The sequence below is a fragment of the Halomonas sp. B23F22_10 genome (assembly GCF_043496975.1).
In the GTDB taxonomy this organism is placed as follows: domain Bacteria; phylum Pseudomonadota; class Gammaproteobacteria; order Pseudomonadales; family Halomonadaceae; genus Halomonas; species Halomonas smyrnensis.
Genome location: NZ_JBIEKF010000002.1, coordinates 468,628 through 492,036, shown reverse-complemented (window position 1 = coordinate 492,036; position 23,409 = coordinate 468,628). Strand labels below are relative to the sequence as shown.

The following is a 23,409-nucleotide window of genomic DNA, read 5'->3' as shown; positions in this document are numbered from 1 at the left end:
CCGATACCGGGCCGCCCACAAGCCGCTCAGGAGGCCGTGTCGAAGCGCGTGGGGTCGTCGCTGATCACCGCGTCGACGCCCCAGTCCCAGCGCGGGGCGAAGGCGGCCGGGTTGTTGGCGGTGTAGCAGACCAGCTTATAATCCGCGGCCTTGATGGCCCGGGCCCGCTCCGCCCTCAGCGGCTTCCAGTTGGCGTGCACGCTGACGGCCTGCACTGCCTCGGCGCGGTCCTGCCAGTCCCGGGGCACGCGGTCGAACAGCGCCCCCAGGGCCAGCCGGTCGGGGCCGGCCAGCGCGCGACCGGCCCTCAGCGCTCGCTCGTCGAAGGACGACACCAGCCGCCGCTCGAACGGCAGCGCCTCCATCACCGCCGGCACCGCCGCCTCGGCCAGCGCCACCGGGTCGTGGCCGCGGTTGACCTTGAGCTCCAGATTCACGCCCATGCCGAGTTCGGCGAGCAGCGCCAGCATCGCGTCGAGGGTGGCCATCCGCTCGCCGGCGAAGGCGGTGGCGAACCAGGCGCCCGTGTCCAGCCGTCGGGCCGCGGCCAGGTCCATGGCCGCCAGCCGGCCGCGACCGTCCGAGCAGCGCGACACGTCACGGTCGTGCCAGATCACCGGCGTGCCGTCGCCGAGCCGCTGCACGTCGAGCTCGACCCAGTCGATGCCGGCCGCATGGGCCGCGCGCACCGCCGCCAGGGTGTTCTCGGGGGCGCGGGCGGAGAGGCCGCGATGGGCGATCAGGCGGGGAAACGACAGCGGCGGCGAGGCGATGGGCATGGCGGACTCCGGTCGGGAACCGCCCCAGCATAAACAGTCGGCGACCGTGGCGTCTTGTCCGATAGGCGAGGTCGGGGGTGCCGCGGACGCGACGTGACGACTGTGCTAGGCTGCCCGATTTCGTGCCCGGTCGCGCCGGGCATCGGGATCAGGCATCGAAGGCAGCCATGAAGGAGAGCCGGAAGCGATGAAAGTGGTGCATATCAAGAACGCGGCCCAGCGGGAGGCCTGTCTGGCGCGGCTGTGCGCCGAGGCCTATGGCCAGGACGCCGGCATCGCGCCGCTGGTGACCTTCGCCGGGGTGACGGGCGTGCTGTTTCCGCAGGAGGCCGCGCGTCTGCTGGCGCTGGCCGACGATCAGGGCAAGCCGCTGGCGCTGGCGCTGCTGGCGCTGGATGAATCCGGTGAGGGCATGACCGTCATGCAGCTGGCGGATCTCGACACCGAGACGGTGAAGGCGCCGGCCATGAAACTGGTGGGCGAGCTGGCGATGCGCGCGCCGCTGCGCGTGGACGCCACCGACGAGGTGCAGGAAGCCCGCTTCCGCGAGGCCGGCATCGAACGCTGGTTCAGCGGCAAGGCCGGGGTCCGCATCGGGCTGTCGAAGCGCCATCCGGCCACCGGGCTCGACGATCTGCCGCGCACGCTGACGGTGGACGAGCAGGGCGTGGTGCAGTCGTTCAAGCGCGACCGGGCGCAGTTCGACGACTTCAAGCAGCGCTTCGTGAACGGCCTGGAGAACTTCCCCGCGACGCTGTCGGCGCGGCACTGAGGCGAGAGGCGCGCCGCCTTGGCGGCGCGCGCCGGGATCAGCCTTCGACGGTGAAGGTGCCCTTCATGATGCTGGAGTGGCCCGGGAAGGAGCAGAAGAAGGTCAGGTCGCGACCGGCCAGGCCTTCGGTGGAGAAGGTGACGCTGGTGCTCTCGCCGCCGCCGATGACGTCGGTGGCGGCCAGCACGCGGTCGTCGTCCGCCGGCAGGTAGTCGCTCTCGAGGCTGGTGCTCATGCCGGCCTGGGCCACGTCCTGAACGTCGGACGTCTCGCTCAGCACCCAGTTGTGGCCCATCACGCTGGCCTGCATCTGGCCGGTGTGCTCCAGCGTCACGGTGACCTCGTCGCAGCCGGCCGGCACGCTCATGGCGTCCTGGTTGAACTGCATCTGGTCGTTGCCCTCGATGGTCAGCTGACAGCTGTCGTCGTCCTGCGCCATGGCGGGAGACGCGGCCAGGGTGGTGGCCAGGGCCGTGGCGGCGAGCAGCCAGGTCGCTTGGATAGCCTTCATGTTGGAATTCCTTATGTCGTCACTTTGATGATGTTTCTGTATACAGTTTGGCATTCTTCGCCGAGCCTTCCATGGCTGTCAAGCCTTGTCGGAGGCCGGGATGCTTGACCGGGCACTGAGGGAGCGTTTGACTGGACGACCATTCATTAGCGGATTCAGGATATCCAACATGGCCAAGCGCATCCAGTTTGCCCGCACCGGCGGTCCCGAGGTCCTCGAGTTCGTCGACGACACGCCTGCCGAGCCGAAGCCCGGCGAGGTGCGGGTCCGCCATCAGGCGGTGGGCCTGAACTTCATCGACATCTATTTCCGCACCGGGCTGTATCCGGCGCCGTCGCTGCCGTCGGGGCTCGGCACCGAGGCCGCGGGTATCGTCGAGGCACTGGGGGAGGGCGTCACCCACCTGGCCGTGGGTGACCGGGTGGCCTATGCCCAGGGCCCGCTGGGGGCCTACGCGGAGCAGCACGTGCTGCCGGCCGACAAGGTGGTGGTGCTGCCCGAGGGCATCGATGCCGAGACCGCGGCGGCGGCCATGCTCAAGGGCCTCACCGTGCAGTACCTGCTGCGCCAGACCTACCCGCTCCAGGGCGGCGAGACCATCCTCTGGCACGCCGCGGCCGGCGGGGTCGGCTCCATCGCCTGCCAGTGGGCCAAGGCGCTGGGGGTGAAGCTGATCGGCACGGTGAGCTCGCCGGAGAAGGCGGCGCTGGCCGAGAAGAACGGCGCCTGGGCGACCATCGACTACACCCGCGAGGACGTGGTCGAGCGTGTCCGCGAGCTGACCGGCGGCGCCATGTGCGACGTGGTCTACGACTCGGTGGGCAAGGACACCTGGGAGACCTCGCTGGACTGCCTGAAGAAGCGCGGCCTGATGGTCAGCTTCGGCAACGCCTCGGGCGCGGTGGAGGGCGTCAACGTCGGCATCCTCAACCAGAAGGGCTCGCTGTTCGTGACCCGCCCCAGCCTCAACGGCTATGCCGATACCCGCGAGCGCCTCGAGGCCATGGCCGCCGACCTGTTCGCGCGGATCGAAAGCGGCGAGGTCGTGATCGACATCGGCCAGCGCTATCCGCTCGCCGAGGCGGCCCAGGCCCAGCAGGCGCTGGCGGGCCGCAAGACCACCGGCTCGACCGTGCTGATCCCCTAGGCGTTGGCGCCTCTGCCGACGGCCCCGCGTCTCTCCGGACGCGGGGCCGTCGTCGTTCTGGGGAGAGCGTGCGCTACAGTGCGTCGCCGAGCTCGTCGATCATTCGCTCGCGGCGCTCCAGCGAGGCCAGCCCGGCCTCGCCCAGCAGGCTCGCCGCCTCGCTCAAGAGCCCCTCGGCCAGCAGCATGAAGGCGCACATGCCGTTGCTGAAGAACAGGCTGTGATTGGGCACCGTGAAGCGCTCGTCGGCGGCGCGCGCCAGCGGCGAGCCGGCGGCATCGGTCAGCGCGATCACCGGCACGCCCTGGCGGGCCGCCACCCGGGCGGCGGTCAGCACGCTGGGCGTGTAGGGGAAGGCGCTCATCACCACCAGTACGTCGTTGTCGTCGAGCTGGGCCAGGGCGTCCGCGATGCCGTGGCCGGCGGCGTCCAGCGTGGCCGCGTCGGGGCGCAGCATGCCGAGCCCATAGGCCATGAACGAGGCCAGCGAGGCGAACTGGCGGCGGCCGTGGATCCTTACCCGCCGGGCATCCACCAGCCGCCGCGCGGCGCGGCCGAAGGCCTCCCCGTTTACTCCCGCCACCAGCTCGCCGAGGTTGGCGCTCTCCTGGCGGCCCAGCCGGGCCAGCCGGCCGAGGGCGTCGTCGTCCTGTTCGCCCTCCAGCAGCCGCGAGACCTGGTCGCTGTAGAAATGCCGGCCCTCGGTGACGTGACGGCGAAACACCGCCTGGAGGCCGGCGAAGCCCTCGAAGCCGAGGCGCTGGGCCAGCCGCGAGAGCGTCGAGGGGTTGACGCCGAGGCGCGATGCCAGATCGCTGATCGACGACATCGCGGCCTGCTGGGGCATGCCGACCAGCGCCGAGAGCACCTGCCGCGAGCGCCGGCCCAGGCGCAGCGCGGCGTCGCCCGCCTCGAGCTCGACGAGCAGGCGCTCGAGGTCGGCGAGCGTCTCGAGGCGTGCATCCGGTCGGGAAGGCGAGGTATCGGTCATGAAGGGCGTGGGCTCCGGTCGCGGCGAAGTAGGGCAGGGCATTGTAGCGGCCGCGGCGCCCGGCGTCAGGGCGGCGATGGCCATTGTTGCAAATATCTTTGCGATTAACCAGAATGGCAAATGTGTTTGCAGAATGGCCCGGGGAGGGTCGCATGAGCCACGTCTTCCATCGTCACCTGTCTCACTCCTATCCCATCGCCGTGGGCGGCGACGGCGCCTATCTGATCGACGCCGAGGGGCGGCGTTACCTGGACGCCTGCGGCGGTGCCGCGGTCTCCTGCCTGGGGCACAGCGACGCCGAGGTGATCGACGCCGTGCGCGAGCAGGTCGGCCAGCTGGCCTACGCCCACAGCTCCTTCTTCACCACCGAGCCGATGGAGGCGCTGGCCGACTTCCTGGTCGAGCGGGCGCCGGCGGGCCTCTCCTCGGTCTACTTCGTCTCCGGCGGCTCCGAGGCGGTGGAGGCGGCCCTGAAGCTGGCACGCCAGTACTTCATCGAGCGCGGCGAGCCCCAGCGCCGGCACCTGATCGCCCGGCGCCAGAGCTACCACGGCAACACCCTCGGCGCGCTGGCCACCGGTGGCAACGCCTGGCGCCGGCGGCAGTTCGAGCCGCTGCTGGTGGAGGTGAGTCACGTCAGCCCCTGCTACGCCTATCGCGACCAGGCCCCCGGCGAGACCCCGGCGGCCTACGGCGAGCGGCTGGCGAGAGAGCTCGAGGACGAGATCCAGCGCCTGGGGCCGGAGAACGTGATGGCCTTCGTCGCCGAGCCGGTGGTCGGCGCGACGCTCGGCGCGGTGCCCGCCGTGCCGGGCTATTTCAAGCGCGTGCGCGAGATCTGCGATCGCCACGGCATCCTCTTGATCCTCGACGAGGTGATGTGCGGCATGGGCCGCACCGGCAGCCTGTTCGCCGCCGAGCAGGAGGGCGTGGCGCCGGACCTGGTGACCATCGCCAAGGGGCTGGGCGCCGGCTATCAGCCGATCGGCGCGACCCTGGTCGGCGAGCGCATCCGCTCGGCCATCGCCGAGGGCTCGGGCTTCTTCCAGCACGGCCATACCTACATCGGCCATGCCACCGCCTGCGCCGCGGCCCTGGCCGTGCAGCGCGCCATCGAGTCCCGCGACCTGCTGCCCCGCGTGCGGCAATTGGGCGACGGTCTCCAGCGGCGCCTCGAGGACCGCTTCGGCGACCATCCCCACGTCGGCGACCTCCGCGGCCGGGGACTGTTCCGCGGCCTCGAGCTGGTCGCGGCGCGCGACACCAAGACGCCCTTCGACCCCGAGCGCAAGCTGCACGCGGCGGTCAAGCGCGCCGCCATGGACGAGGGGCTGATGTGCTACCCGATGGGCGGCACCCTGGACGGCCGCCGGGGCGACCATATCCTGCTGGCGCCGCCCTTCATCCTCGAGGACGGCCAGCTCGACGAGATCGTCGACAAGCTCGACGCCGCCCTGGCGCGCGTCCTCACCCACTCGTAACGGAGCCTCGCCCGATGTCGATCGACTCCCGCCTCTCTCCCCTCGACGAGGCCACCATGGCCCCCGAGCAGCGCCGCGTGCTGGACGCCATCCTGAGCGGCCCCCGGGGCAACCTGGACGGCCCCTTCCTGGCCTGGATCCACAGCCCGGAGCTTGCCGACCATGCCCAGCGCCTCGGCGCCTTCTGTCGCTATGGCACCCGGCTCGAGCTGCGGCTCACGGAGCTCGCGATCCTGTTCACCGCGGCCTGGTGGCAGTCCCAGGCCGAGTGGCAGATCCACGCGCCCATCGCCCGCGACGCCGGGGTCGACGAGGCGGTGATCGAGGCCCTCCAGGCGGGCCGCGAGCCCGCCTTCGCGCGCGACGACGAGGCGCTGGTCTATCGCCTCGGCAAGACGCTCTACACCACCCGGCGCGTCGATGAGGCGCTCTACGCCGAGGCGGTGGCGGCCTTCGGCGAGCCGGCGGTGGTCGAGCTGGTCGGGGTGTTCGGCTACTACGCCCTGGTGGCGATGACCCTCAACGTCTTCGAGGTGCGCCGCGGCGACGGCCCGCTGCCGTTTCCCGAGCCGCCGGTGGACCCGTCTCACGGCTGATGCCGCGTTGAAGGCAGCCTCACTGGAGGGATGACGCGAGAGCGACGATGCTGGAGACAGCGGTCGTCCTGACACGGCGCCGCCGTCGTGTCACGTGTCATCCACAGGGAGGTGAGCCGTCATGGCCGACAGCACCCAGATGTTTCTCCTGCTCGGCGCGACCCTGGCGACCTTCGTCTGGGGCCGCCTCCGCTACGACCTGGTGGCGCTGGCGGCGCTGCTGGCCGCGGTGGGGCTGGGCCTGGTGCCCGCCGAGGGCGCCTTCGCCGGCTTCGGCCATCCGGCGGTGATCACCGTGGCCGCGGTGCTGGTGCTCAGCCGCGGCTTCGAGCGTTCGGGGCTGGTCGACCTGATCGCCGAGCAGGCACTGCGGGTCGGCGACCGGATCATGCTGCAGACCCTGGTGCTGTCCGGGACCGTGCTGGTGCTCTCCGGCATCATGAACAACGTCGGCGCCCTGGCGCTGATGCTGCCGGTGGCGCTGCGCCTGGCTCGGGAGCACGACAGCCCGCCGTCGCTGCTGCTGATGCCGCTGGCCTTCGGCTCGCTGCTCGGCGGGCTGACCACCCTGATCGGCACGCCACCCAACATCATCATCTCCGCCTACCGTCGCACGCTGACCGGCGAGGGCTTCGGCATGTTCGACTTCTTCCCCGTCGGCGCCAGCGTGGCGCTGGCGGGGCTCGTCGTGATCGTGCTGGCCGGCCGCTATCTGGTGCCCCAGCGGGCCGGCCAGGCGTCGATGGACGCGATGTTCGACACCGCCCACTACCTGGTCGAGCTGCGCGTGCCCGAGGACGGCAAGGCGGTGGGCTGGTCGCTGCGCGACCTTCACCAGGCCGTCGAGGAGCCGATCCCGGTGCTGGCGGTGGTGCGAGCCGAGCGGCGCCATCCCGGGCATACCTTCTTCGGTGCGCTGCAGGCCCACGACATCCTGCTGGTGGAGGCCGGTCCCGAGGAGATGGCGCTGCTCGAGGACAAGGCCGGGCTGGCGGTGGGTGCCGAGGCGAAGCAGGAGGCCGAGCAGGAAACCGAGGTCGCCGAAAAGACCGGGCACGCCGACCGGGATGGCGAGGAAGGGGGTGCCGGCGAGGATGAGCAAGACGAGAAAGGCGGGAAGCGCGACAAGGGCCACGGGCGCGGCAAGGCCGCGACGGACACCGCGGGCCTGCAGCTGGTGGAGGCCGTGGTGCGCAACGATTCGATGATGCAGGGGCGCACGGTCGGCCAGCTGCGCCTGCTCAATCAGTTCGGCCTGCATCTGGTGGCGGTGGCCCGGGACGGCGGTCGGCTCCGGCAGCGGCTGCGGGACATCCGCTTTCGCGCCGGCGATGTGCTGCTGCTGCAGGGCGGCGAGGGCGACATCGGCGAGAGCCTGACGACGCTAGGCTGCCTGCCGCTGGCCAGCCGTGACCTGGCCCTGGGCCAGCCGCGTCGGCTGCTGCTGTCGGTGGCGATCTTCTCCGCGGCGATCGTGGCGATGATGCTCGACTGGCTGCCCGCCGCGGTGGCGCTGAGCGGCGCCGCCCTGGCGTCGCTGATGGCCGGCGTGCTGACCCTGCGCGAGGCCTACCAGGCCATCGACGGGCCGGTGATCGTGCTGCTCGGCGCGATGATCCCGGTGGGCCAGGCGCTGGAGACCAGCGGCGGGGCGGCGCTGATCGCCGAGACGCTGCTGGCGCTGGGCGGCGACTGGCCGGTGGCGCTGACGCTTTCCGGGCTGTTCGCGCTCGGCCTGCTGCTGTCCAATGTGATCAACAACGCCGCCGCGGCGCTCTTGATGGCGCCCATCGCGGCGAGCCTGGCCGCGGGCTTCGAGGCCTCGGTGGATCCCTTCCTGATGGCGGTGGCGGTCAGCGCCTCCTGCGCCTTCCTGACGCCCATCGGGCATCAGTCCAACACCCTGGTGATGGGCCCCGGCGGCTATCGCTTCGGCGACTACTGGCGGCTGGGCCTGCCGCTGTCGCTGGCCGTGATGGCGGTGGCGATCCCGCTGATCCTGATCGTCTGGCCGCCCTAGCGGCTGGGCCGGCCCTTGCCGGGGTGGCAAGAAAGACGCCCCGGCGAAGGCCGGGGCGTGGTCGTGGACGAACGGGGGAGGCGTCAGGCCGGATGGTGGCGCAGCACCTTGCTCTTGTCGGTGACGAAGGCGTCGTAGTCGAAGTCGTCGACGGTGAGCATGTCCAGCACCTCGGCCTCGCGCTGGCGCATGAAGGTGGCATCCTCCTCGCTGATCAGCCCGGCGGCGAGGGCGGCATCGACCTTCTGCTCGGGGTGCAGGGCCTCGGCCGGGATCTCGCCCTTGGCGTGTGCCTTGCCGACGGTGCGATACAGCGCCTCGGCGCGCTCCTGGGTGGCCAGCAGGGCGTTGTAGCGGGCCAGCGGGTTGTCCTGGGGACCGTCGTCGGCGTCCCAGGTGTTGGTCAGCAGGCGACGGCGCAGGGCGCTGTCGCGGGTCACGGCCTGGGCGATGGTGCGCGTCAGGTCGTCGGTCGGGCGCGACCAGCGGCGGCCGCGGGGCATCACCACGATGCGCAGCATGCGGCCCAGGGCGCGGTTCGGCAGGTTGTCGAACAGCTCATCGAAGGCCTGCTCGGCGCGGCCCAGCAGGAAGCGGGCGGCGTAGTGGAGCAGGGCGTCCTCCTGCTCGACCTTCTCGCCCTCTTGCCACTGCTTGAGCATCAGGCTGGCCAGATAGAGGTTGGACAGCACGTCGCCGAGGCGCGCGGAGAGCATCTCGCGCTGCTTGAGCTTCGAGCCGAGGCTGGCCATGGCGGCGTCGGCGGTCAGCGAGAAGCCGGCGGAGAGCCGCGCGATCTCCTTGGCGTAGGGGGCGGCGACGTCGTCGAAGGGGACGCTCTGCTGGCCGATGCCGAGACCCTGGGTCAGGGCGCGGGCGGCGTTGCCGAGGATCAGGCCGGCGTGGCCGAAGAAGGCCTTGTCGAAGGCGTTGACGTCGTCGGCGTCCTTGGCGGCCAGCTCCTCCAGCACGTAGGGATGGCAGCGGATCGCCCCCTGGCCGAAGATCATCAGGTTGCGGGTCATGATGTTGGCGCCCTCGACGGTGATCGCCACCGGGTTGGCGCTGTAGCCGATGCCGAGGTAGTTGCGCGGCCCGAGGGTCACCGCCTTGCCGCCGTGGATGTCCATGGCGTCGGCCAGGATCACGCGCTGGAACTCGGTGAGCTGGCTCTTGAGGATCGCCGAGGGCACCGCCGGCTTCTCGCCGTGGTCGATGGTGTTGGCGGTCTGGTAGACCGCGGCCTGGGCGATGTAGCCGAGCGCCGCCATGCGGGCCAGCGGCTCCTGGACGCCTTCCATCTCGGCCACCGGGACGTTGAACTGGCGGCGGATGCGGGCGAAGCCGCCGCTCCAGCCCAGGGCGTAGCGGGCGGTGCCAGTGGCGCCGGAGGGCAGGGTGATGCAGCGACCCACCGACAGGCACTCGACCAGCATGCGCCAGCCCTGGCCGATCATGGCCTCGCCGCCGATGATGGTGGATAGCGGCACGAAGACGTTCTCGCCCTTGATCGGGCCGTTGAGGAAGGGGCTGCCGATGGGATGGTGGCGGCGGCCGATCTGCATGCCCTCGGTGTCGCGGGGCACCAGCGCCAGGGTGATGCCGCGGTCTTCCTCCTCGCCGAGCAGGTGGTCGGGGTCGAACAGGCGGAAGGCCAGGCCGACCACGCTGGCGATCGGCGCCAGGGTGATCCAGCGCTTCTCGAAGGTCAGCTCGAGGCCCAGCACCGTCTCGCCGTCGATCTCGCGGCGCACCACGGTGCCGATGTCGGGCAGCGAGGTGGCGTCACTGCCGGCGCGGGGGCCGGTCAGGCCGAAGCAGGGGATCTCGCGGCCGTCGGCCAGCCGCGGCAGGTAGTGGTTCTTCTGCTCCTCGGTGCCGTACTTGAGCAGCAGCTCGCCCGGGCCGAGGGAGTTGGGCACGCCGACGGTGACCATCAGCGTCTCGTTGACCGAGAGCTTCTGCAGCACCATCGACTGGGCCTTGGCGGAGAAGCCGAGGCCGCCGTATTGCTGCGGGATGATCATGCCGAAGAAGCGCTCGCGCTTGAGGTAGTCCCACAGCTCCTGGGGCAGGTCGGCGCGCTCGCGGGCGATGTCCCAGTCGTTGCACATGCCGGCGGCCACGCCGCACTGGTGATCGAGGAAGGCGCGTTCGGCGTCGGACAGGCCGTCGTCGCTATAGTCGAGCAGCCGCTGCCAGTCGGGGCGGCCGGTGAACAGCTCGCCGTCCCAGGCCACGCTGCCGGCCTCGAGTGCGGTGCGCTCGGTGGCCGAGACCTTCGGCGCCACGCGCTTGAACATGGCGAACAGCCTCGGCGTCAGCCAGCGGCGGCGCAGCGCCGGCAGGCCGCAGGCGGCGATCGCCGCGGTGGCGACCAGCAGCAGCACGCCGATCACCTCGGCGCCGGTGGCCAGGCCGACGAGGCCGAGCAGGCCGGTGACGCCGAGGGCGGGCAGGGCGCCGGCCTCCCGGCGCATCACGATGAGCAGGCCGGCAACGGCCAGCAGCAGCAGGATCAGGGTCAGCATAGTGGGTGGCTCCGCGACATTTAAACACTTGTTTGAATGTCTTTAGCCTAGCTCATCGGAGGCCTCGCAGCCAATACCCTATCGTCCAACGCAGGACGCCCCGCTCGAAGGCGGGGCGTCCTGGTGCTGCCGGAGGCGCGGTCAGGCCGTGCGGCGCTGCGGCTCCTGCTGGGCGGGGGCGCCGTTGGCGACGTAGTAGGGGGCGTCGCTCTTCGGCAGGGCCTCGCGGCCGCGGATCTTGTCGGCCATCTTCTCGGCCAGCATGATCGTCGGTGCATTGAGGTTGCCGGTGGGGATCACCGGGAACAGCGAGGCGTCGACCACCCGCAGGGCCTCCACGCCGTGGACCCGGCCGGCGCCGTCGACCACCGCGTCGTCGCCGTCACCCATGCGGCAGCTGCCGCATGGGTGGTAGGCGGTCTCGGCGTGCTCGCGGACGAAGGCGTCGAGCTCGGCATCGGTCTTCACCTCCGGCCCCGGGGAGATCTCGCGGCCGCGGTATTCGTCCATGGCCGGCTGCTCGATGATCTCGCGGGTCAGGCGGATGGCGTCGCGGAACTCCTGCCAGTCCTTCTCGGTGGACATGTAGTTGAACAGGATCGAGGGCGCGGCCTTGGGATCCAGCGAGGTCAGGCGCACCCGGCCCTCGCTCTCGGAGCGCATGGAGCCGACGTGGGCCTGGAAGCCGTGGGCCTGCACCGCACTCTTGCCGTTGTAGCTGATGGCGATCGGCAGGAAGTGGTACTGCAGGTTCGGCCACTCCTCCTCGTCGCGGGTGCGGATGAAGCCGGCGGCCTCGAACTGATTGCTGGCGCCCACGCCGGTGCCGAACAGCATCCACTCGGCGCCGATCTTCGGCTGGTTGTACCACTTCAGCGCCGGATACAGCGAGATCGGCTTCTTGCACTCGTACTGGATGTACATCTCCAGGTGGTCCTGGAGGTGCTGGCCGACGTTCTCGTTGACCTGCACCGGGGTGATGCCGAGCTCGTCGAGCAGGTCCTGCGGGCCGATGCCGGAGCGCTGCAGGATCTGTGGCGAGGCGATGGCGCCGGCGCACAGCAGCACCTCGCGACGCGCCTTGACCTGCTGGGGCTGGCCGCCACGCTCGTAGCGCACGCCGGTGGCGCGCTTGCCCTCGAAGGTGATGACGTCGGTGGTGGCGCGGGTCTCGATGGTCAGGTTGGGGCGCGGCTTGGCCAGGTCCAGATAGCCCCGGGCGGTGGAGGCGCGGCGACCGTTCGGGGTGACGAAGCGGTCCATGGGGCCGAAGCCTTCCTGTTGATAACCGTTGACGTCCTCGGTGGCCGGATAGCCGGCCTGCTGGCCCGCCTCGATGAAGGCGTGATACAGCGGATTGTTGCCGTCCTTCGGCGTGGCCACGCTGACCGGGCCGTCGCCGCCGTGATAGTCGTTGGGACCGATGTCGCGGGTCTCGGCCTTGCGGAAGTAGGGCAGGCAGTCGGCATAGGTCCAGTCCTCGAGGCCTGAGCGCTTGGCCCAGTTGTCGTAGTCCAGGGCGTTGCCGCGGATGTAGCACATGCCGTTGATCAGCGAGGAGCCGCCCAGGCCCTTGCCGCGGCCGCACTCCATGCGCCGGCCGTCCATGTGCGGCTCGGGGTCGGTCTCGAAGGCCCAGTTGTAGCGCTTGCCCTGTAGCGGATAGGCCAGCGCCGCCGGCATCTGGGTGCGGAAGTCGAAGCGGTGATCGCGGCCGCCGGCCTCGAGCAGCAGCACGCTGACGTTCGGGTCCTCGGTCAGGCGAGTGGCCAGAACGTTGCCGGCCGAACCGGCGCCGATGATGACGTAATCGAACTCACGGGACTGCGACATGAAGCCTCCCTGAAATGGTCAAAAGGGTCTCGTGGCGGGCGGCTGGGGCGCCGCTCGCCGGTCGGGAACGCCGGTGGCCCCGGGTTCCGGTCATGGTCTTGAAAGGGGGTCGGAGGGGATGTCTCCGACGCCGGGCTAAGGCGCGCCGGGAGTGGCTCGAGGAGGAGGTACCACGCCAGGGGAGAGGCCCTGCTTCGAACGGGCTGGCCCTGGATGGTCAGGACCGGTCCTGCAAGCGAAGCAGGGCGTCGGTAGCGCCCAGGGAAGGGGGCACAGCGCCTCCTCGCAGCGCCGTCCCCCGGGGAAGCGCCTTACTTCCCCGGGGCCTGCGCCGGCCTCAGAACACCGATTCGAAGGCGCCCATCTCGACCTGCACCGACTTGGTCTGGGTGTAGTGGGCCAGGGTCTCGACGCCGTTCTCGCGGCCGACGCCGGACTGCTTGTAGCCGCCCACCGGCATCTCGGCGGGGGACTCGCCCCAGGTGTTGACCCAGCAGATGCCGGCTTCCAGCCGGTGGATGACGCGGTGAGCGCGGTTCAGCCCCTCGGTGAACACGCCGGCGGCCAGGCCGTAGGCGGTGTCGTTGGCGCGGCGGATCACCTCTTCCTCGTCGTCGAAGGCCAGGATCGACATCACCGGGCCGAAGATCTCCTCGCGCACGATGCGCATCTCGTCGCTGCAGTCGGTGAACACGGTGGGCGCGGCCCAGGCCCCGTTGGCCCACTCGCCTTGGTCCCAGGCCTCGCCACCGGCCAGCACCCGGGCGCCTTCCTGCTTGCCCAGCGCGATATAGGACAGCACCTTCTCCTGATGCTCGAAGCTCACCAGCGGGCCGAAGTTGACCGTCGGATCCATCGGATCGCCGGCCTTGATGCGGGCCACGCGCTCGGTGATCTTGGCCTCGAAGGCCTCCTTGACCGAGCTGGCCACGAACACCCGGGTGCCGTTGGTGCAGATCTGCCCGCTGGAATAGAAGTTGGCCATCATGGCGGCGTCGGCGGCGCGGTCCAGATCGGCGTCGTCGAACACGATCAGCGGCGACTTGCCGCCCAGCTCCATGGTCACGTCCTTGAGGCTGGACGCGGCGGAGGCAGACATCACCTTCTTGCCGGTGCCTACCTCGCCGGTGAAGGAGACCTTGTCGATGTCGCCGTGGCCGGTGATCAGCTGGCCGACGCGGGCGTCGCCGTGGACCACGTTGAACACACCGTCGGGCAGGCCGGCCTCGGTGAAGATCTCGGCCAGCGCCATGGCGGTCAGCGGCGTGACCTCGCTGGGCTTGAAGACCACGGCGTTGCCGGCGGCCAGCGCCGGGGCGCACTTCCAGCAGGCGATCTGGATCGGGTAGTTCCAGGCGCCGATGCTGCCGATCACGCCCAGCGGCTCGCGGCGGGTATAGACGAAGGAGGTGTCGCGCAGCGGGATCTGGCTGCCCTCGATGGCCGGGGCCAGGCCGGCGTAGTACTCGAGCACGTCGGCGCCGGTGACGATGTCGACCTCGCGGGTCTCGCTGACCGGCTTGCCGGTGTTGCGGCTCTCCAGGTCGGCGATCTCGTCGTTGCGCTCGCGCAGCAGGGCCACGGCGCGCTGCAGCACTCGGCCGCGCTCCATGCCGGTCATGGCGGCCCAGACGCGCTGGCCGCGGCGGGCGGCGGCGACGGCGGCGTCCACGTCGGCCTCGCTGGCCTGCTGGACCTCGGCCAGGGTGCTGCCGTCATAGGGGTTGACGACCGGGAAGGTCTCGCCGGAGGTGGCATCCACCCGGCGGCCGTCGATGTACAGGGATTCGATTGCGTGGGTCATGGAAACCTCCAGTCAGGACTCGAGTGATAGGGATTCGGAAGAGCGAGTGCCGAGGCCGTAGGCCTTGAGCAGCTGCTCCAGGTAGTCGCGGGCCAGGCGCCGAGCGCGGTCGCTGTCCAGACCCTCGGGGGCGAGGGCGCCGCGCAGCCACAGGCCGTCGATCATGGCGGCCAGGGCGCGGGCGGCGTCACGGGCCTTGTGCTTGTTGGGCAGCAGGCGCCGGAACTCGTGGCTGAGGTTGGCGTACAGGCGCCGGTCGTTGACCGTCTGCAGGCGCGCCAGGGCGGGGCGGTGCATGCTGCTGGCCCAGAAGGCCAGCCAGGTCTTGGCCACCGGGCCGGAGACCTGGGTGCGATCGAAGTTGCCGTCGATGATCGCCGCCAGGTGGGCCTCCGGCGCGTCGGTGGTCAGCGCCTTGCGTCGACGCGACACGGCCTCGCCCAGATCATTGAGGATCTGGCGCATCGTCGCTTCCAGCAGGCCGTCCTTGCCGCCGAAGTAGTGACTGATGATGCCGGCCGAGACGCCTGCGTGGCGGGCGATGCGCGCCACGGTGGCATCGGCCAGGCCGACTTCGTCGATGGCCGCCATGGTGGCCGTGATCAGCTGCTGGCGACGAATGGGTTCCATTCCGACCTTGGGCACTGCGTTGACTCCTCTCCCGAGAGCATCTTGCTACCATGGCACTCGACATGGTTAAGATAGCGACAGCTTGCCATTTTTTTATTGAACGTTCAATCAATAAAAAGGGCGGGCACGATGTTTCCTCCAATAATACGCGCGATTCACTCAAGGGAGCGATGCAATGAACAAGATGACCATGGGCCTGGCCTCCACCGCGCTGGCGCTTTCCGCCTCGCCGCTGATGGCCGCCGAAGAGGGCTGCCAGCCCGTCCGCTTCGCCGAGGTGGGCTGGACCGACATTACCGCGACCACCGCCCTGACCACAGAGGTGCTCGAGACACTCGGCTACGAGACCCGGATCGATACCGTCTCGGTGCCTATCGCCTATTCCGGCATGAAGAACGGCGACTTCGATGTCTTCCTCGGCAACTGGATGCCGTCCATGGCGTCGATCAGCGACCCCTACGTCGAGCGGGGACAGGTGGACCGCCTGGGCGCCAACCTGGAAGGCGCCAAGTACACCCTGGCAGTGCCTCAGTATGTGTATGACGCCGGCGTCACCTCGGTGGCCGATCTGGACGCTCACGCCGACCGCTTCGCGTCAACGCTGCACGGCATCGAGGCCGGCAACGACGGCAACCTGCTGATTCAGGACATGATCGACGACGACGCCTTCGGCCTGGGCGACTGGCGGCTGGTGGACTCCAGCGAGGCGGGCATGCTGGCCGAGCTCAGCGCCCGCGAGCCGAACGAGCAGTGGATGGTGTTCCTCGGCTGGGAGCCGCATCCCATGAACACCAACTTCGACATCGCCTATCTGGAGGGCGCCGACGACTACTTCGGCCCGAACCTGGGCGGTGCCACCGTCTACACCAATACCCGTGCCGGCTACGCCGAGGCCTGCCCCAACGTCGGGTCGCTGCTGAGCAATCTCTCCTTCACCCTGGAGATGGAGAACCAGCTGATGGGCGAGATCATGGACGAGGGCACCGATCCGCGCGATGCGGCCCGGGCCTATCTCCAGGCACATCCCGACGTGCTCGAGGGCTGGCTCGACGGCGTGACCACCGCCGACGGCGAGCCGGGGCTGCCCGCGGTCAAGGAGGCGCTGTCCCTCTGATGCGGCCTGTCGCATGGCGGGCTTGCCTTGGGGCGGGCCGCCGTGCATAATCTGCATCCGTCGTCGGGGGCATCCCTCCCGAGATGAGAAATGGCTACGTAGCTCAGCTGGTTAGAGCACATCACTCATAATGATGGGGTCCCCTGTTCGAATCAGGGCGTAGCCACCAGGACAGCAAAAGACGCCCGCCCGGCACATCGCCCGGCGGGCGTCTTGCTTTCCGGCGGTGCGAGCGGCGTGTGAGGGTTTTGGCTCTTGACGTTCACAAGCGGATCCGTATACTACGCACCGTGCTCGAGGCCATTCCCCGATAGCTCAGTTGGTAGAGCAAATGACTGTTAATCATTGGGTCACAGGTTCGAGTCCTGTTCGGGGAGCCAGCTTCGTCCCAGAGCAACGAGCACAGCGGCGCTGAGAGGCGTCGAACGGTAAAAAAAGGTCATTCCCCGATAGCTCAGTTGGTAGAGCAAATGACTGTTAATCATTGGGTCACAGGTTCGAGTCCTGTTCGGGGAGCCACCTTTTACCTCTTCCAGACCGTCAGGTTTCGGCCATCAGGCCCCTGAGGTCAGCCCGTCCGGGCACACAAGTCGTTCCCCGATAGCTCAGTTGGTAGAGCAAATGACTGTTAATCATTGGGTCACAGGTTCGAGTCCTGTTCGGGGAGCCAATGCTTGTTCTTCAGCCATGCCTGCGCTGATGTCCTGAATCCTCCGCTCCACGTATTTCCCGATCGCCTCGTGATGCTACCGGCTTTCCGCCGGCATTCGTCGTGTCTGGCCGTTGCCTCCGCGCTGTGTTCCGTGCCAGACGGCGACGCCGGGCGCATGGCCCGGCGTCGTGTATGGCTCGGTGGGGAGGGGGTCAGTCGTGGTAGTCGGCGAGTCGCAGGCCGTGATCGAGGCGGGCGTAGTCGAGCAGGATCTCGGCGCTCTCCATCACCTGGGCGCGGTCGATGGGCTGCGCCTGTTCGGTGTCCTCGTCCCGGGCATCCGCCCACTCTTCCAGCGGCTCGAGCCCCAGGGCCTCGCGGCGCTGGTTCTCCAGGGCCAGCTGTTCGGCCTCCTGGGCCTCGGCCTCGCGCTGACGCTGTTCGCGATTGAGGCTGACGCTGGTGTGCTGCTCGCGCAGGCGGTCGGCGAGCTCGGCCTCGCGCTCCAGGTAGTGGAAGTCGGGGTGGGCATCGGCGCGCTGGCGATGGCGCTGGCGCAGGGTGTCCAGATAGCGCTCCGGTTCGCCGTAGCGGCGATACTGCACCTTGCGCACCTGATCCCAGGCCAGGGCGTTGTCGAGGCTGCTCTCGCCGATGATCTCGGGATCGATCAGGCTCGGGAAGCTGATGTCGGGCGTGACGCCGCGATGCTGGGTGCTCTCGCCGGAGATGCGGTAGAACTTGGCGCGCGTCAGCTTGAGCTGGCCGTGGTTGAGCTCGTCGAGGGTCTGCACGGTGCCCTTGCCGAAGGTGTCGCCGCCGACCACCAGGCCGCGGCCGTAATCCTGGATGGCGCCGGCGAAGATCTCCGAGGCCGAGGCCGAGAGCCGGTTGACCAGCACCGCCAGCGGGCCGTCGTAGAGGGTGCCGCTGTCGGTATCGCCGTAGAGGCTGATGCGGCCCTCGGCATCGCGCACCTGGACGGTGGGGCCGCGGTCGATGAACAGGCCGATCAGCGAGTTGGCCTCCTGAAGGGCGCCGCCGCCGTTGTTGCGCAGGTCGAGCACGATGCCTTCCACGTCCTCGTCCTTGAGGCGTTCGACCTGCTTGGCCACGTCACGGGTGGTGCTGCGGTAGTCCGGTTCGCCTGCCTGCCAGGCGTCGAAGTCGACGTAGAAGGCCGGCACCTCGATGACGCCCAGACGATGCACGCCGTCCTCGCGCTCGACCTCGATGACCTCGCTCTGGGCGGCCTGGTCCTCGAGCTTGACCGTATCACGGGTGATCTCGACGACCTCGGAGCGAGTGGTGTCGACGGCCTGGGCGGGCACCACGTCGAGGCGTATCACCGAGCCCTTGGGGCCACGGATCATGTCGACCACGTCGTCGAGGCGCATGCCGACCACGTTGACCATCTCCTCGCCCTCCTGGCCGACGCCGACGATGCGATCGGCAGGCTTGAGCACGCCGGCCTTCTCGGCGGGGCCGCCGGGCACCAGGCTCGCGACCTTGACGTACTCGCCGTCGGCCTGGAGCAGGGCGCCGATGCCCTCGAGCGAGAGGCGCATCTGGATGTCGAAGGATTCGCTCTGGCGCGGCGACAGGTATTCGCTGTGGGGGTCGATGCTGCCGGTCACGGCGGCCATCATCAGGCCGAAGACGTCCTCGGCGTTGGTCTGGCGCAGGCGGTTCAGCTGGTTCTCGTAACGCTGGTGGAGGGTCTCCTCGACTTCCTCCGGGCTCTGGTCGCTGATCGACAGCGTCAGGGCGGCGTTCTCGAGTCGTTTCTGCCACAGCTCGTCCAGCGACGATTCGCGCTGCGGCCAGGCGGCGTCCTCGCGGTCCAGCGCCATGCGCCGATTGCCGTCGAAGTCGAAGTCGAGCCCCGCGTCGATGCGTTCCAGCAGCCATTCCAGGCGTGCCTCGGCGCGCTCGTGATAGCGCTGGTAGAGGGCGTAGGGGCGGCTGAGGTCGCCGTCGAGGATGGCGTCGTCCATGGTGGTCGACAGCGTCGCGAAGTCATTGACGTCGCCGGCCAGCAGGTAGGCGCGCTGGCCATCGAGCAGGTCCAGGTAGCGGTCGAAGGCCTGCTCTGACCAGTCGTCGTCGAAGCTGATATCCGCGTAGTGGCCGTAGCGCAGCGATTCGGCGACTTCCACCGCGGCCTCGCGCTGGGCGTCGGTGGCGGTGATCGCCGCCTGGGCCGGGACGGTGCCCAGCAGCAGGGCCAGGGCCGCGGTACGACCCAGGGTCACATTCAGGCTCATCGATGAAGCACTCCCGGATTCATGTACACTCTAGCGTCCAGACCGTGATTCGGCTCACGAGTTGCACGGACAGAAAGGCCATTGTAGCAGCTCGGTCGAGTCCCATGCCCCCAAGATGCGACACCGAGAGGAGTCCCATGCCCCAGGATGCCCCGCTCGAGCGACTGCTCGACTTCCTGCGCCGTTCGCCCACTCCCTGGCACGCCACGGCCAACATGGCCGAGCGCCTCGAGGCCGCCGGCTTCCGCCGCCTCGACGAAACCCAGGCCTGGCAGCTGACGCCCGGCGAGCGGGTCTACGTGACGCGCAACGATTCCTCGATCATTGCCCTGCAGCTGCCGAGCGAGCCGCTGTCGGCGCTGCGCATGATCGGCGCCCACACCGACAGCCCCGGGCTGCGCCTCAAGCCCCATGCGCCCCAGACTTCCGCCGGCTGGCTGCAGCTCGGCGTCGAGGTCTACGGCGGGGCACTGCTGGCGCCCTGGTACGACCGTGACCTGGGCCTCGCCGGCCGGGTTCACGTGCGCCACCCCGACGGCCGCCTGGAAGGCGTGCTCCTCAACGTCGACCGCGCGGTGGCGATCATCCCCAGTCTCGCGATCCATCTCGATCGCGAGGCCAACAGCGGTCGGGCGATCAATGCCCAGACGCAGATGGCGCCGGTCTTCCTCCAGGGCGGCGAGTCGGCCGACCTGGATCGGCTGCTGCGGAGCTGGCTGTCGGCCGAGCATGGCCTCGACGGCGTCGAGATCGTCGACTTCGAGCTCGGCTTCCATGACATGCAGCCGCCGGCCCGGGTCGGCGTGGAGGGCGAGCTGATCGCCTCGGGGCGGCTCGACAACCTGCTGTCGTGCTTTATCGGCCTCGAGGCCCTGCTCGATTCGGACGGGACGCAAGGGGCGGTGCTGGTGGCCAACGATCATGAGGAAGTGGGCAGTGCCAGCGCCTGCGGCGCCCAGGGGCCCTTCCTGGGCGACGTGCTGCGGCGGGTCAATGCCCAGCTGGGCGACGCCAGCGAGGAGGGGGTCATCCGCCTGATTCAGGCCTCGCGGATGATCTCCTGCGACAATGCCCATGCGCTGCACCCGAACTTCCTCGACAAGCACGACGCCGCTCATGGCCCGGCCCTCAACGAGGGGCCGGTGATCAAGGTCAATGCCAATCAGCGCTACGCCACCAACAGCGCCACCGCGGCGCTGTTCCGGGCGCTGTGCCAGGAGGCCGAGGTGCCGGTGCAGACCTTTGTCACTCGTGCCGACATGGGCTGCGGCAGCACCATCGGTCCGATCACCGCCACCGAGCTCGGTGTGCCGACCCTGGACGTGGGCGTGCCCCAGTGGGCCATGCACTCGATCCGCGAGACCGCGGGCGCCAGGGATGTGGCTCACCTGACCCGGGTGCTGACCGCCTTCGTCGATCGCCGCGAGCTGCCCTGAGGCCTCGTGACCGCCGGCGCCCTAGGGCGTCGGTGGTAGGGTGGCCGCCAGGCCGGTTCGCCCGCGAAAGCCGGCTCACCAACGAAAAAAGCCCGCCTGGCGAACCAGGCGGGCTTTTCAATATCTGGTGGCTACGCCCTGACTCGAACAGGGGACCCCATCATTATGAGTGATGTGCTCTAACCAACTGAGCTACGTAGCCGGACAACGGGGGCGTATATTACGGATAACGCCCCGTGTCGTCAAACCTTTTCTGCATTAGACGTTGAAGCGGAAGTGCACCACGTCGCCGTCCTTGAGCACGTAGTCCTTGCCTTCCAGGCGCCACTTGCCGGCATCCTTGGCGCCCTGTTCGCCGCCCAGCGAGACGAAGTCGTCATAGGCGATCACCTCGGCGCGGATGAAGCCCTTCTGGAAGTCGGTGTGGATCACGCCGGCACCCTCCGGGGCGGTGGCGCCGATCTTGACGGTCCAGGCGCGGACTTCCTTCACCCCGGCGGTGAAGTAGGTCTGCAGGCCCAGCAGTTCGTAGCCGGCGCGGATCACGCGATCGAGGCCGGGCTCTTCCATGCCCATCTCGTCGAGGAACATGGCGCGTTCCTCGTCGTCGAGCTCGGCGATCTCGGCCTCGATCTGGTTGCACACCGGGACCACGACGGCGCCTTCCTCGGCGGCGATCTGCTTGACCACCTCGAGGTAGGGGTTGTCGTCGAAGCCGTCCTCGTTGACGTTGGCGATGTACATGGTCGGCTTGAGGGTCAGGAAGCCGAAGCTCTTGAGCTGCTGCTTCTCGTCGTCGTCGAGGCCGAAGCTGCGCAGCGGCTGGCCCTCGGCCAGGTGCGGCTGGATGCGGTCGAGGATCGCCTTGGTGGCGATGGCTTCCTTGTCGCCGCCCTTGACCACGCGCACCAGGCGCTGGATGGCGCGGTCGACGGTGTCCAGATCGGCCAGGGCCAGCTCGAGGTTGATGGTCTCGATGTCGGCGCGCGGATCGACCTCGTTGGCCACGTGGATGACGTTGTCGTTATCGAAGCAGCGCACCACGTGGGCGATGGCCTGGGTCTCGCGGATATTGGCCAGGAACTGGTTGCCGAGGCCTTCGCCCTTGGAGGCGCCCGCCACCAGTCCGGCGATGTCGACGAACTCCATGGTGGTGGGGATGGTCTTCTCGGGCTTGACGATCTCCGTCAGCCGGTCGAGGCGCGGGTCCGGCATCGGCACGATGCCGACGTTGGGCTCGATGGTGCAGAACGGGAAGTTCTCGGCGTCGATGCCCGACTTGGTCAGGGCATTGAAGAGGGTGGACTTGCCTACGTTGGGCAGGCCGACGATACCGCAGTTGAAACCCATGGGATCTTCCTGGAAAGAGAGTTCGAGGCGTGTGATTGGCCGCTATTCTACGAGATAACGGCGCGGCTGTAAGCCGGCACCCTTCGGGCAATGTCTAGGGCTTGAAGCTGTGCAGCCGCTGCATGGCCTTCGTCCAGTCGCCGCTCACGGCCTGGGGCAGGGTGGCCAGGCACTCGTCGATGGCGGCATCGATGGCGCCTCGCTCGGCCTTGCCGGGGCGGCCCAGCACGTAGTTGGTCACCTGGCGGGCGTCGCCGGGATGGCCGATGCCGATGCGGAGGCGATGGAAACCCTTGTCGTTGCCCAGCGCCTGGATGATGTCGCGCAGGCCGTTGTGGCCGCCGTGGCCGCCGCCGGTCTTGTAGCGGGCGGTGCCGGGATCCAGGTCGAGCTCGTCGTGGGCGACCAGCAGCTCGTCGGGGGTGAGCTTGAAGAACTTCGCCATCGCCGCCACGGCGCCGCCGCTGCGGTTCATGAAGGTGGTGGGCTCGAGCAGGTGCAGCTCCTGCCCGTCGAGGTGGATGCGGGCATGGCGGCCGAGAAACTTCTTCTCCGCGCGCAGCTCGCCGCCGGCCCGGCGCAGCAGGGCCTCGAGCAGCCAGGCCCCGGCGTTGTGGCGGGTGGCCTCGTACTCGGTGCCGGGGTTGGCCAGTCCGATGATGGCTTTGACCTGACTCATCTTCACTGCCTCCAAACAATCATCCGAAACGATGTGGCGTCGCCCCGGTGGCGGTGCCGCAGGGACGGGCAGACCACAAAAAAAATCAAGCGCCGGAGCGCTTGATCGGAAGGACGAGGGCCGCGCCGGTGGCGCGGCCCTGAACAGTGCCGGACTTACTCGGCGCTGTCCTCGCCTTCGGCGGACTCGCCTTCTTCGCCTTCCTCGGGCTCACTGCTGACCTTGGCTGCGGTGATGCTCAGGATGGCCTGGTCGTGATCTTCGCCGTGGCTGAGCTCGACGAGGGTCACGCCGGCCGGCAGGCTCAGGTCGGACAGGTGCAGGGTGCTGCCCAGAGCGACGTTGGCGACGTCGACTTCCAGGTAGTCCGGCAGGTCCTTCGGCAGGCAGCTGACTTCGACTTCGTTGGACAGGACGTGGAGTTCACCGTCCTCGTCCTTGATGCTCGGCGCGGTCTCGGCGTTCACCACGTGCAGCGGCACGCGCATGGTGATGGCGTGAGTGGCGTCGACGCGCATGAAGTCGGCGTGGGTCACCAGCGGCTTGTACGGGTGGCGCTGCAGGTCGCGAACCACGACTTGCTGCGGCTTTCCGTCCAGCTCGAGGTTGATCACGGAAGCGAAGAACGCCTCGTCTTCGAGCGCCTTGTAGAAGGCGGTCTTGTCGACGGCGATCGGCTGCGGGGTCTGCTCACCACCGTAGATGATGGCCGGGACCTGCTCGTTCGCACGACGCAGGCGGCGGCTCGCACCTTTCCCCAGGTCGTTGCGCACGTTCGCTGTGAGAGTGTATTCGGACATGATGTTGCCTCTTGGT

General features: G+C 69.0%; 18 protein-coding genes and 5 tRNA genes. 11 read left to right on the top strand and 12 right to left on the bottom strand.

Going from position 1 to position 23,409, the window contains the following annotated elements:
- Window positions 1-26 precede the first annotated feature (26 nt).
- Window positions 27-779, bottom strand: a complete 753-nt coding sequence (locus ACGTNF_RS06405) for a glycerophosphodiester phosphodiesterase family protein (RefSeq protein WP_394600971.1) — start codon at window positions 777-779, stop codon at window positions 27-29.
- A gap of 187 nt (window positions 780-966) precedes the next feature.
- Between ACGTNF_RS06405 and ACGTNF_RS06400 the strand changes: the two genes are divergently transcribed.
- On the top strand, window positions 967-1,551 hold the full coding sequence (locus tag ACGTNF_RS06400; protein ID WP_394600970.1) for a hypothetical protein: 585 nt from the start codon (window positions 967-969) through the stop codon (window positions 1,549-1,551).
- 37 nt (window positions 1,552-1,588) lie between these two features.
- Here the strand turns inward: ACGTNF_RS06400 and azu are convergent, their stop codons facing one another.
- Window positions 1,589-2,062 (bottom strand): azurin, encoded by a 474-nt coding sequence (gene azu, locus ACGTNF_RS06395; protein WP_016854505.1) that lies wholly within the window; start codon window positions 2,060-2,062, stop codon window positions 1,589-1,591.
- A 169-nt stretch (window positions 2,063-2,231) separates the two neighbouring features.
- On the opposite strand from azu, the gene ACGTNF_RS06390 reads away from it, so the two are divergent.
- Window positions 2,232-3,209 (top strand): NADPH:quinone reductase, encoded by a 978-nt coding sequence (locus tag ACGTNF_RS06390; RefSeq protein WP_394600969.1) that lies wholly within the window; start codon window positions 2,232-2,234, stop codon window positions 3,207-3,209.
- Window positions 3,210-3,282: 73 nt separating this feature from the next.
- On the opposite strand, the gene ACGTNF_RS06385 is transcribed toward ACGTNF_RS06390, so the two are convergent.
- Window positions 3,283-4,200: a MurR/RpiR family transcriptional regulator gene (locus ACGTNF_RS06385; RefSeq protein WP_394600968.1), complete on the bottom strand. Its 918-nt coding sequence runs from the start codon at window positions 4,198-4,200 to the stop codon at window positions 3,283-3,285.
- A 152-nt stretch (window positions 4,201-4,352) separates the two neighbouring features.
- Between ACGTNF_RS06385 and ACGTNF_RS06380 the strand changes: the two genes are divergently transcribed.
- The 3 genes from ACGTNF_RS06380 to ACGTNF_RS06370 all read left to right on the top strand — a co-directional run bounded on the left by ACGTNF_RS06380 (window position 4,353) and on the right by ACGTNF_RS06370 (window position 8,297).
- On the top strand, window positions 4,353-5,681 hold the full coding sequence (locus ACGTNF_RS06380) for an aspartate aminotransferase family protein (RefSeq protein WP_394600967.1): 1,329 nt from the start codon (window positions 4,353-4,355) through the stop codon (window positions 5,679-5,681).
- 14 nt (window positions 5,682-5,695) lie between these two features.
- A complete protein-coding gene (locus ACGTNF_RS06375; RefSeq protein WP_394600966.1) occupies window positions 5,696-6,277 on the top strand; it encodes a carboxymuconolactone decarboxylase family protein in 582 nt (193 codons plus the stop codon).
- Between the two features lie 121 nt (window positions 6,278-6,398).
- Window positions 6,399-8,297 carry an SLC13 family permease gene (locus ACGTNF_RS06370; RefSeq protein ID WP_394600965.1) on the top strand — a complete coding sequence of 633 codons (1,899 nt, stop codon included), beginning with the start codon at window positions 6,399-6,401 and terminating at the stop codon, window positions 8,295-8,297.
- Between the two features lie 83 nt (window positions 8,298-8,380).
- On the opposite strand, the gene ACGTNF_RS06365 is transcribed toward ACGTNF_RS06370, so the two are convergent.
- The 4 genes from ACGTNF_RS06365 to betI form a co-directional block, all read right to left on the bottom strand.
- Window positions 8,381-10,828 (bottom strand): acyl-CoA dehydrogenase, encoded by a 2,448-nt coding sequence (locus tag ACGTNF_RS06365; RefSeq protein WP_394600964.1) that lies wholly within the window; start codon window positions 10,826-10,828, stop codon window positions 8,381-8,383.
- A gap of 141 nt (window positions 10,829-10,969) precedes the next feature.
- Window positions 10,970-12,661 carry a choline dehydrogenase gene (gene betA / locus ACGTNF_RS06360; protein ID WP_394600963.1) on the bottom strand — a complete coding sequence of 564 codons (1,692 nt, stop codon included), beginning with the start codon at window positions 12,659-12,661 and terminating at the stop codon, window positions 10,970-10,972.
- 337 nt (window positions 12,662-12,998) lie between these two features.
- Window positions 12,999-14,465 carry a betaine-aldehyde dehydrogenase gene (gene betB / locus ACGTNF_RS06355; RefSeq protein ID WP_394600962.1) on the bottom strand — a complete coding sequence of 489 codons (1,467 nt, stop codon included), beginning with the start codon at window positions 14,463-14,465 and terminating at the stop codon, window positions 12,999-13,001.
- Window positions 14,466-14,477: 12 nt separating this feature from the next.
- Window positions 14,478-15,110: a transcriptional regulator BetI gene (betI, locus tag ACGTNF_RS06350; RefSeq protein ID WP_394600961.1), complete on the bottom strand. Its 633-nt coding sequence runs from the start codon at window positions 15,108-15,110 to the stop codon at window positions 14,478-14,480.
- A gap of 160 nt (window positions 15,111-15,270) precedes the next feature.
- On the opposite strand from betI, the gene ACGTNF_RS06345 reads away from it, so the two are divergent.
- The 5 genes from ACGTNF_RS06345 to ACGTNF_RS06325 all read left to right on the top strand — a co-directional run bounded on the left by ACGTNF_RS06345 (window position 15,271) and on the right by ACGTNF_RS06325 (window position 16,879).
- The gene (locus ACGTNF_RS06345) at window positions 15,271-16,209 is read left to right on the top strand and encodes a choline ABC transporter substrate-binding protein (RefSeq protein WP_394600960.1); all 939 of its coding nucleotides are present in this window, start codon (window positions 15,271-15,273) and stop codon (window positions 16,207-16,209) included.
- Between the two features lie 92 nt (window positions 16,210-16,301).
- Window positions 16,302-16,378 (top strand) — tRNA-Met (locus ACGTNF_RS06340).
- A 135-nt stretch (window positions 16,379-16,513) separates the two neighbouring features.
- Window positions 16,514-16,589: transfer RNA gene (locus ACGTNF_RS06335), tRNA-Asn, on the top strand.
- A 63-nt stretch (window positions 16,590-16,652) separates the two neighbouring features.
- Window positions 16,653-16,728 (top strand) — tRNA-Asn (locus ACGTNF_RS06330).
- Between the two features lie 75 nt (window positions 16,729-16,803).
- Window positions 16,804-16,879, top strand: a tRNA-Asn gene (locus ACGTNF_RS06325).
- Window positions 16,880-17,073: 194 nt separating this feature from the next.
- Here ACGTNF_RS06325 and ACGTNF_RS06320 read toward each other — a convergent pair.
- Window positions 17,074-19,128, bottom strand: a complete 2,055-nt coding sequence (locus ACGTNF_RS06320; protein WP_394600959.1) for a carboxy terminal-processing peptidase — start codon at window positions 19,126-19,128, stop codon at window positions 17,074-17,076.
- A 137-nt stretch (window positions 19,129-19,265) separates the two neighbouring features.
- Here ACGTNF_RS06320 and ACGTNF_RS06315 point away from each other — a divergent pair, with 137 nt between their 5' ends.
- A complete protein-coding gene (locus ACGTNF_RS06315; RefSeq protein ID WP_394600958.1) occupies window positions 19,266-20,564 on the top strand; it encodes a M18 family aminopeptidase in 1,299 nt (432 codons plus the stop codon).
- Between the two features lie 125 nt (window positions 20,565-20,689).
- Here the strand turns inward: ACGTNF_RS06315 and ACGTNF_RS06310 are convergent.
- From ACGTNF_RS06310 to ACGTNF_RS06295, 4 genes are all read right to left on the bottom strand, one after another.
- Window positions 20,690-20,766: transfer RNA gene (locus tag ACGTNF_RS06310), tRNA-Met, on the bottom strand.
- A gap of 56 nt (window positions 20,767-20,822) precedes the next feature.
- Entirely contained in the window at window positions 20,823-21,914 is a 1,092-nt protein-coding gene (gene ychF, locus ACGTNF_RS06305) for a redox-regulated ATPase YchF (RefSeq protein ID WP_394600957.1), read from the bottom strand.
- Window positions 21,915-22,008: 94 nt separating this feature from the next.
- A complete protein-coding gene (pth, locus tag ACGTNF_RS06300) occupies window positions 22,009-22,593 on the bottom strand; it encodes an aminoacyl-tRNA hydrolase (RefSeq protein ID WP_394600956.1) in 585 nt (194 codons plus the stop codon).
- Between the two features lie 155 nt (window positions 22,594-22,748).
- Complete coding sequence (locus tag ACGTNF_RS06295) at window positions 22,749-23,393, bottom strand: 50S ribosomal protein L25/general stress protein Ctc (RefSeq protein WP_394600955.1); 645 nt, start codon at window positions 23,391-23,393, stop codon at window positions 22,749-22,751.
- Window positions 23,394-23,409: the final 16 nt, after the last annotated feature.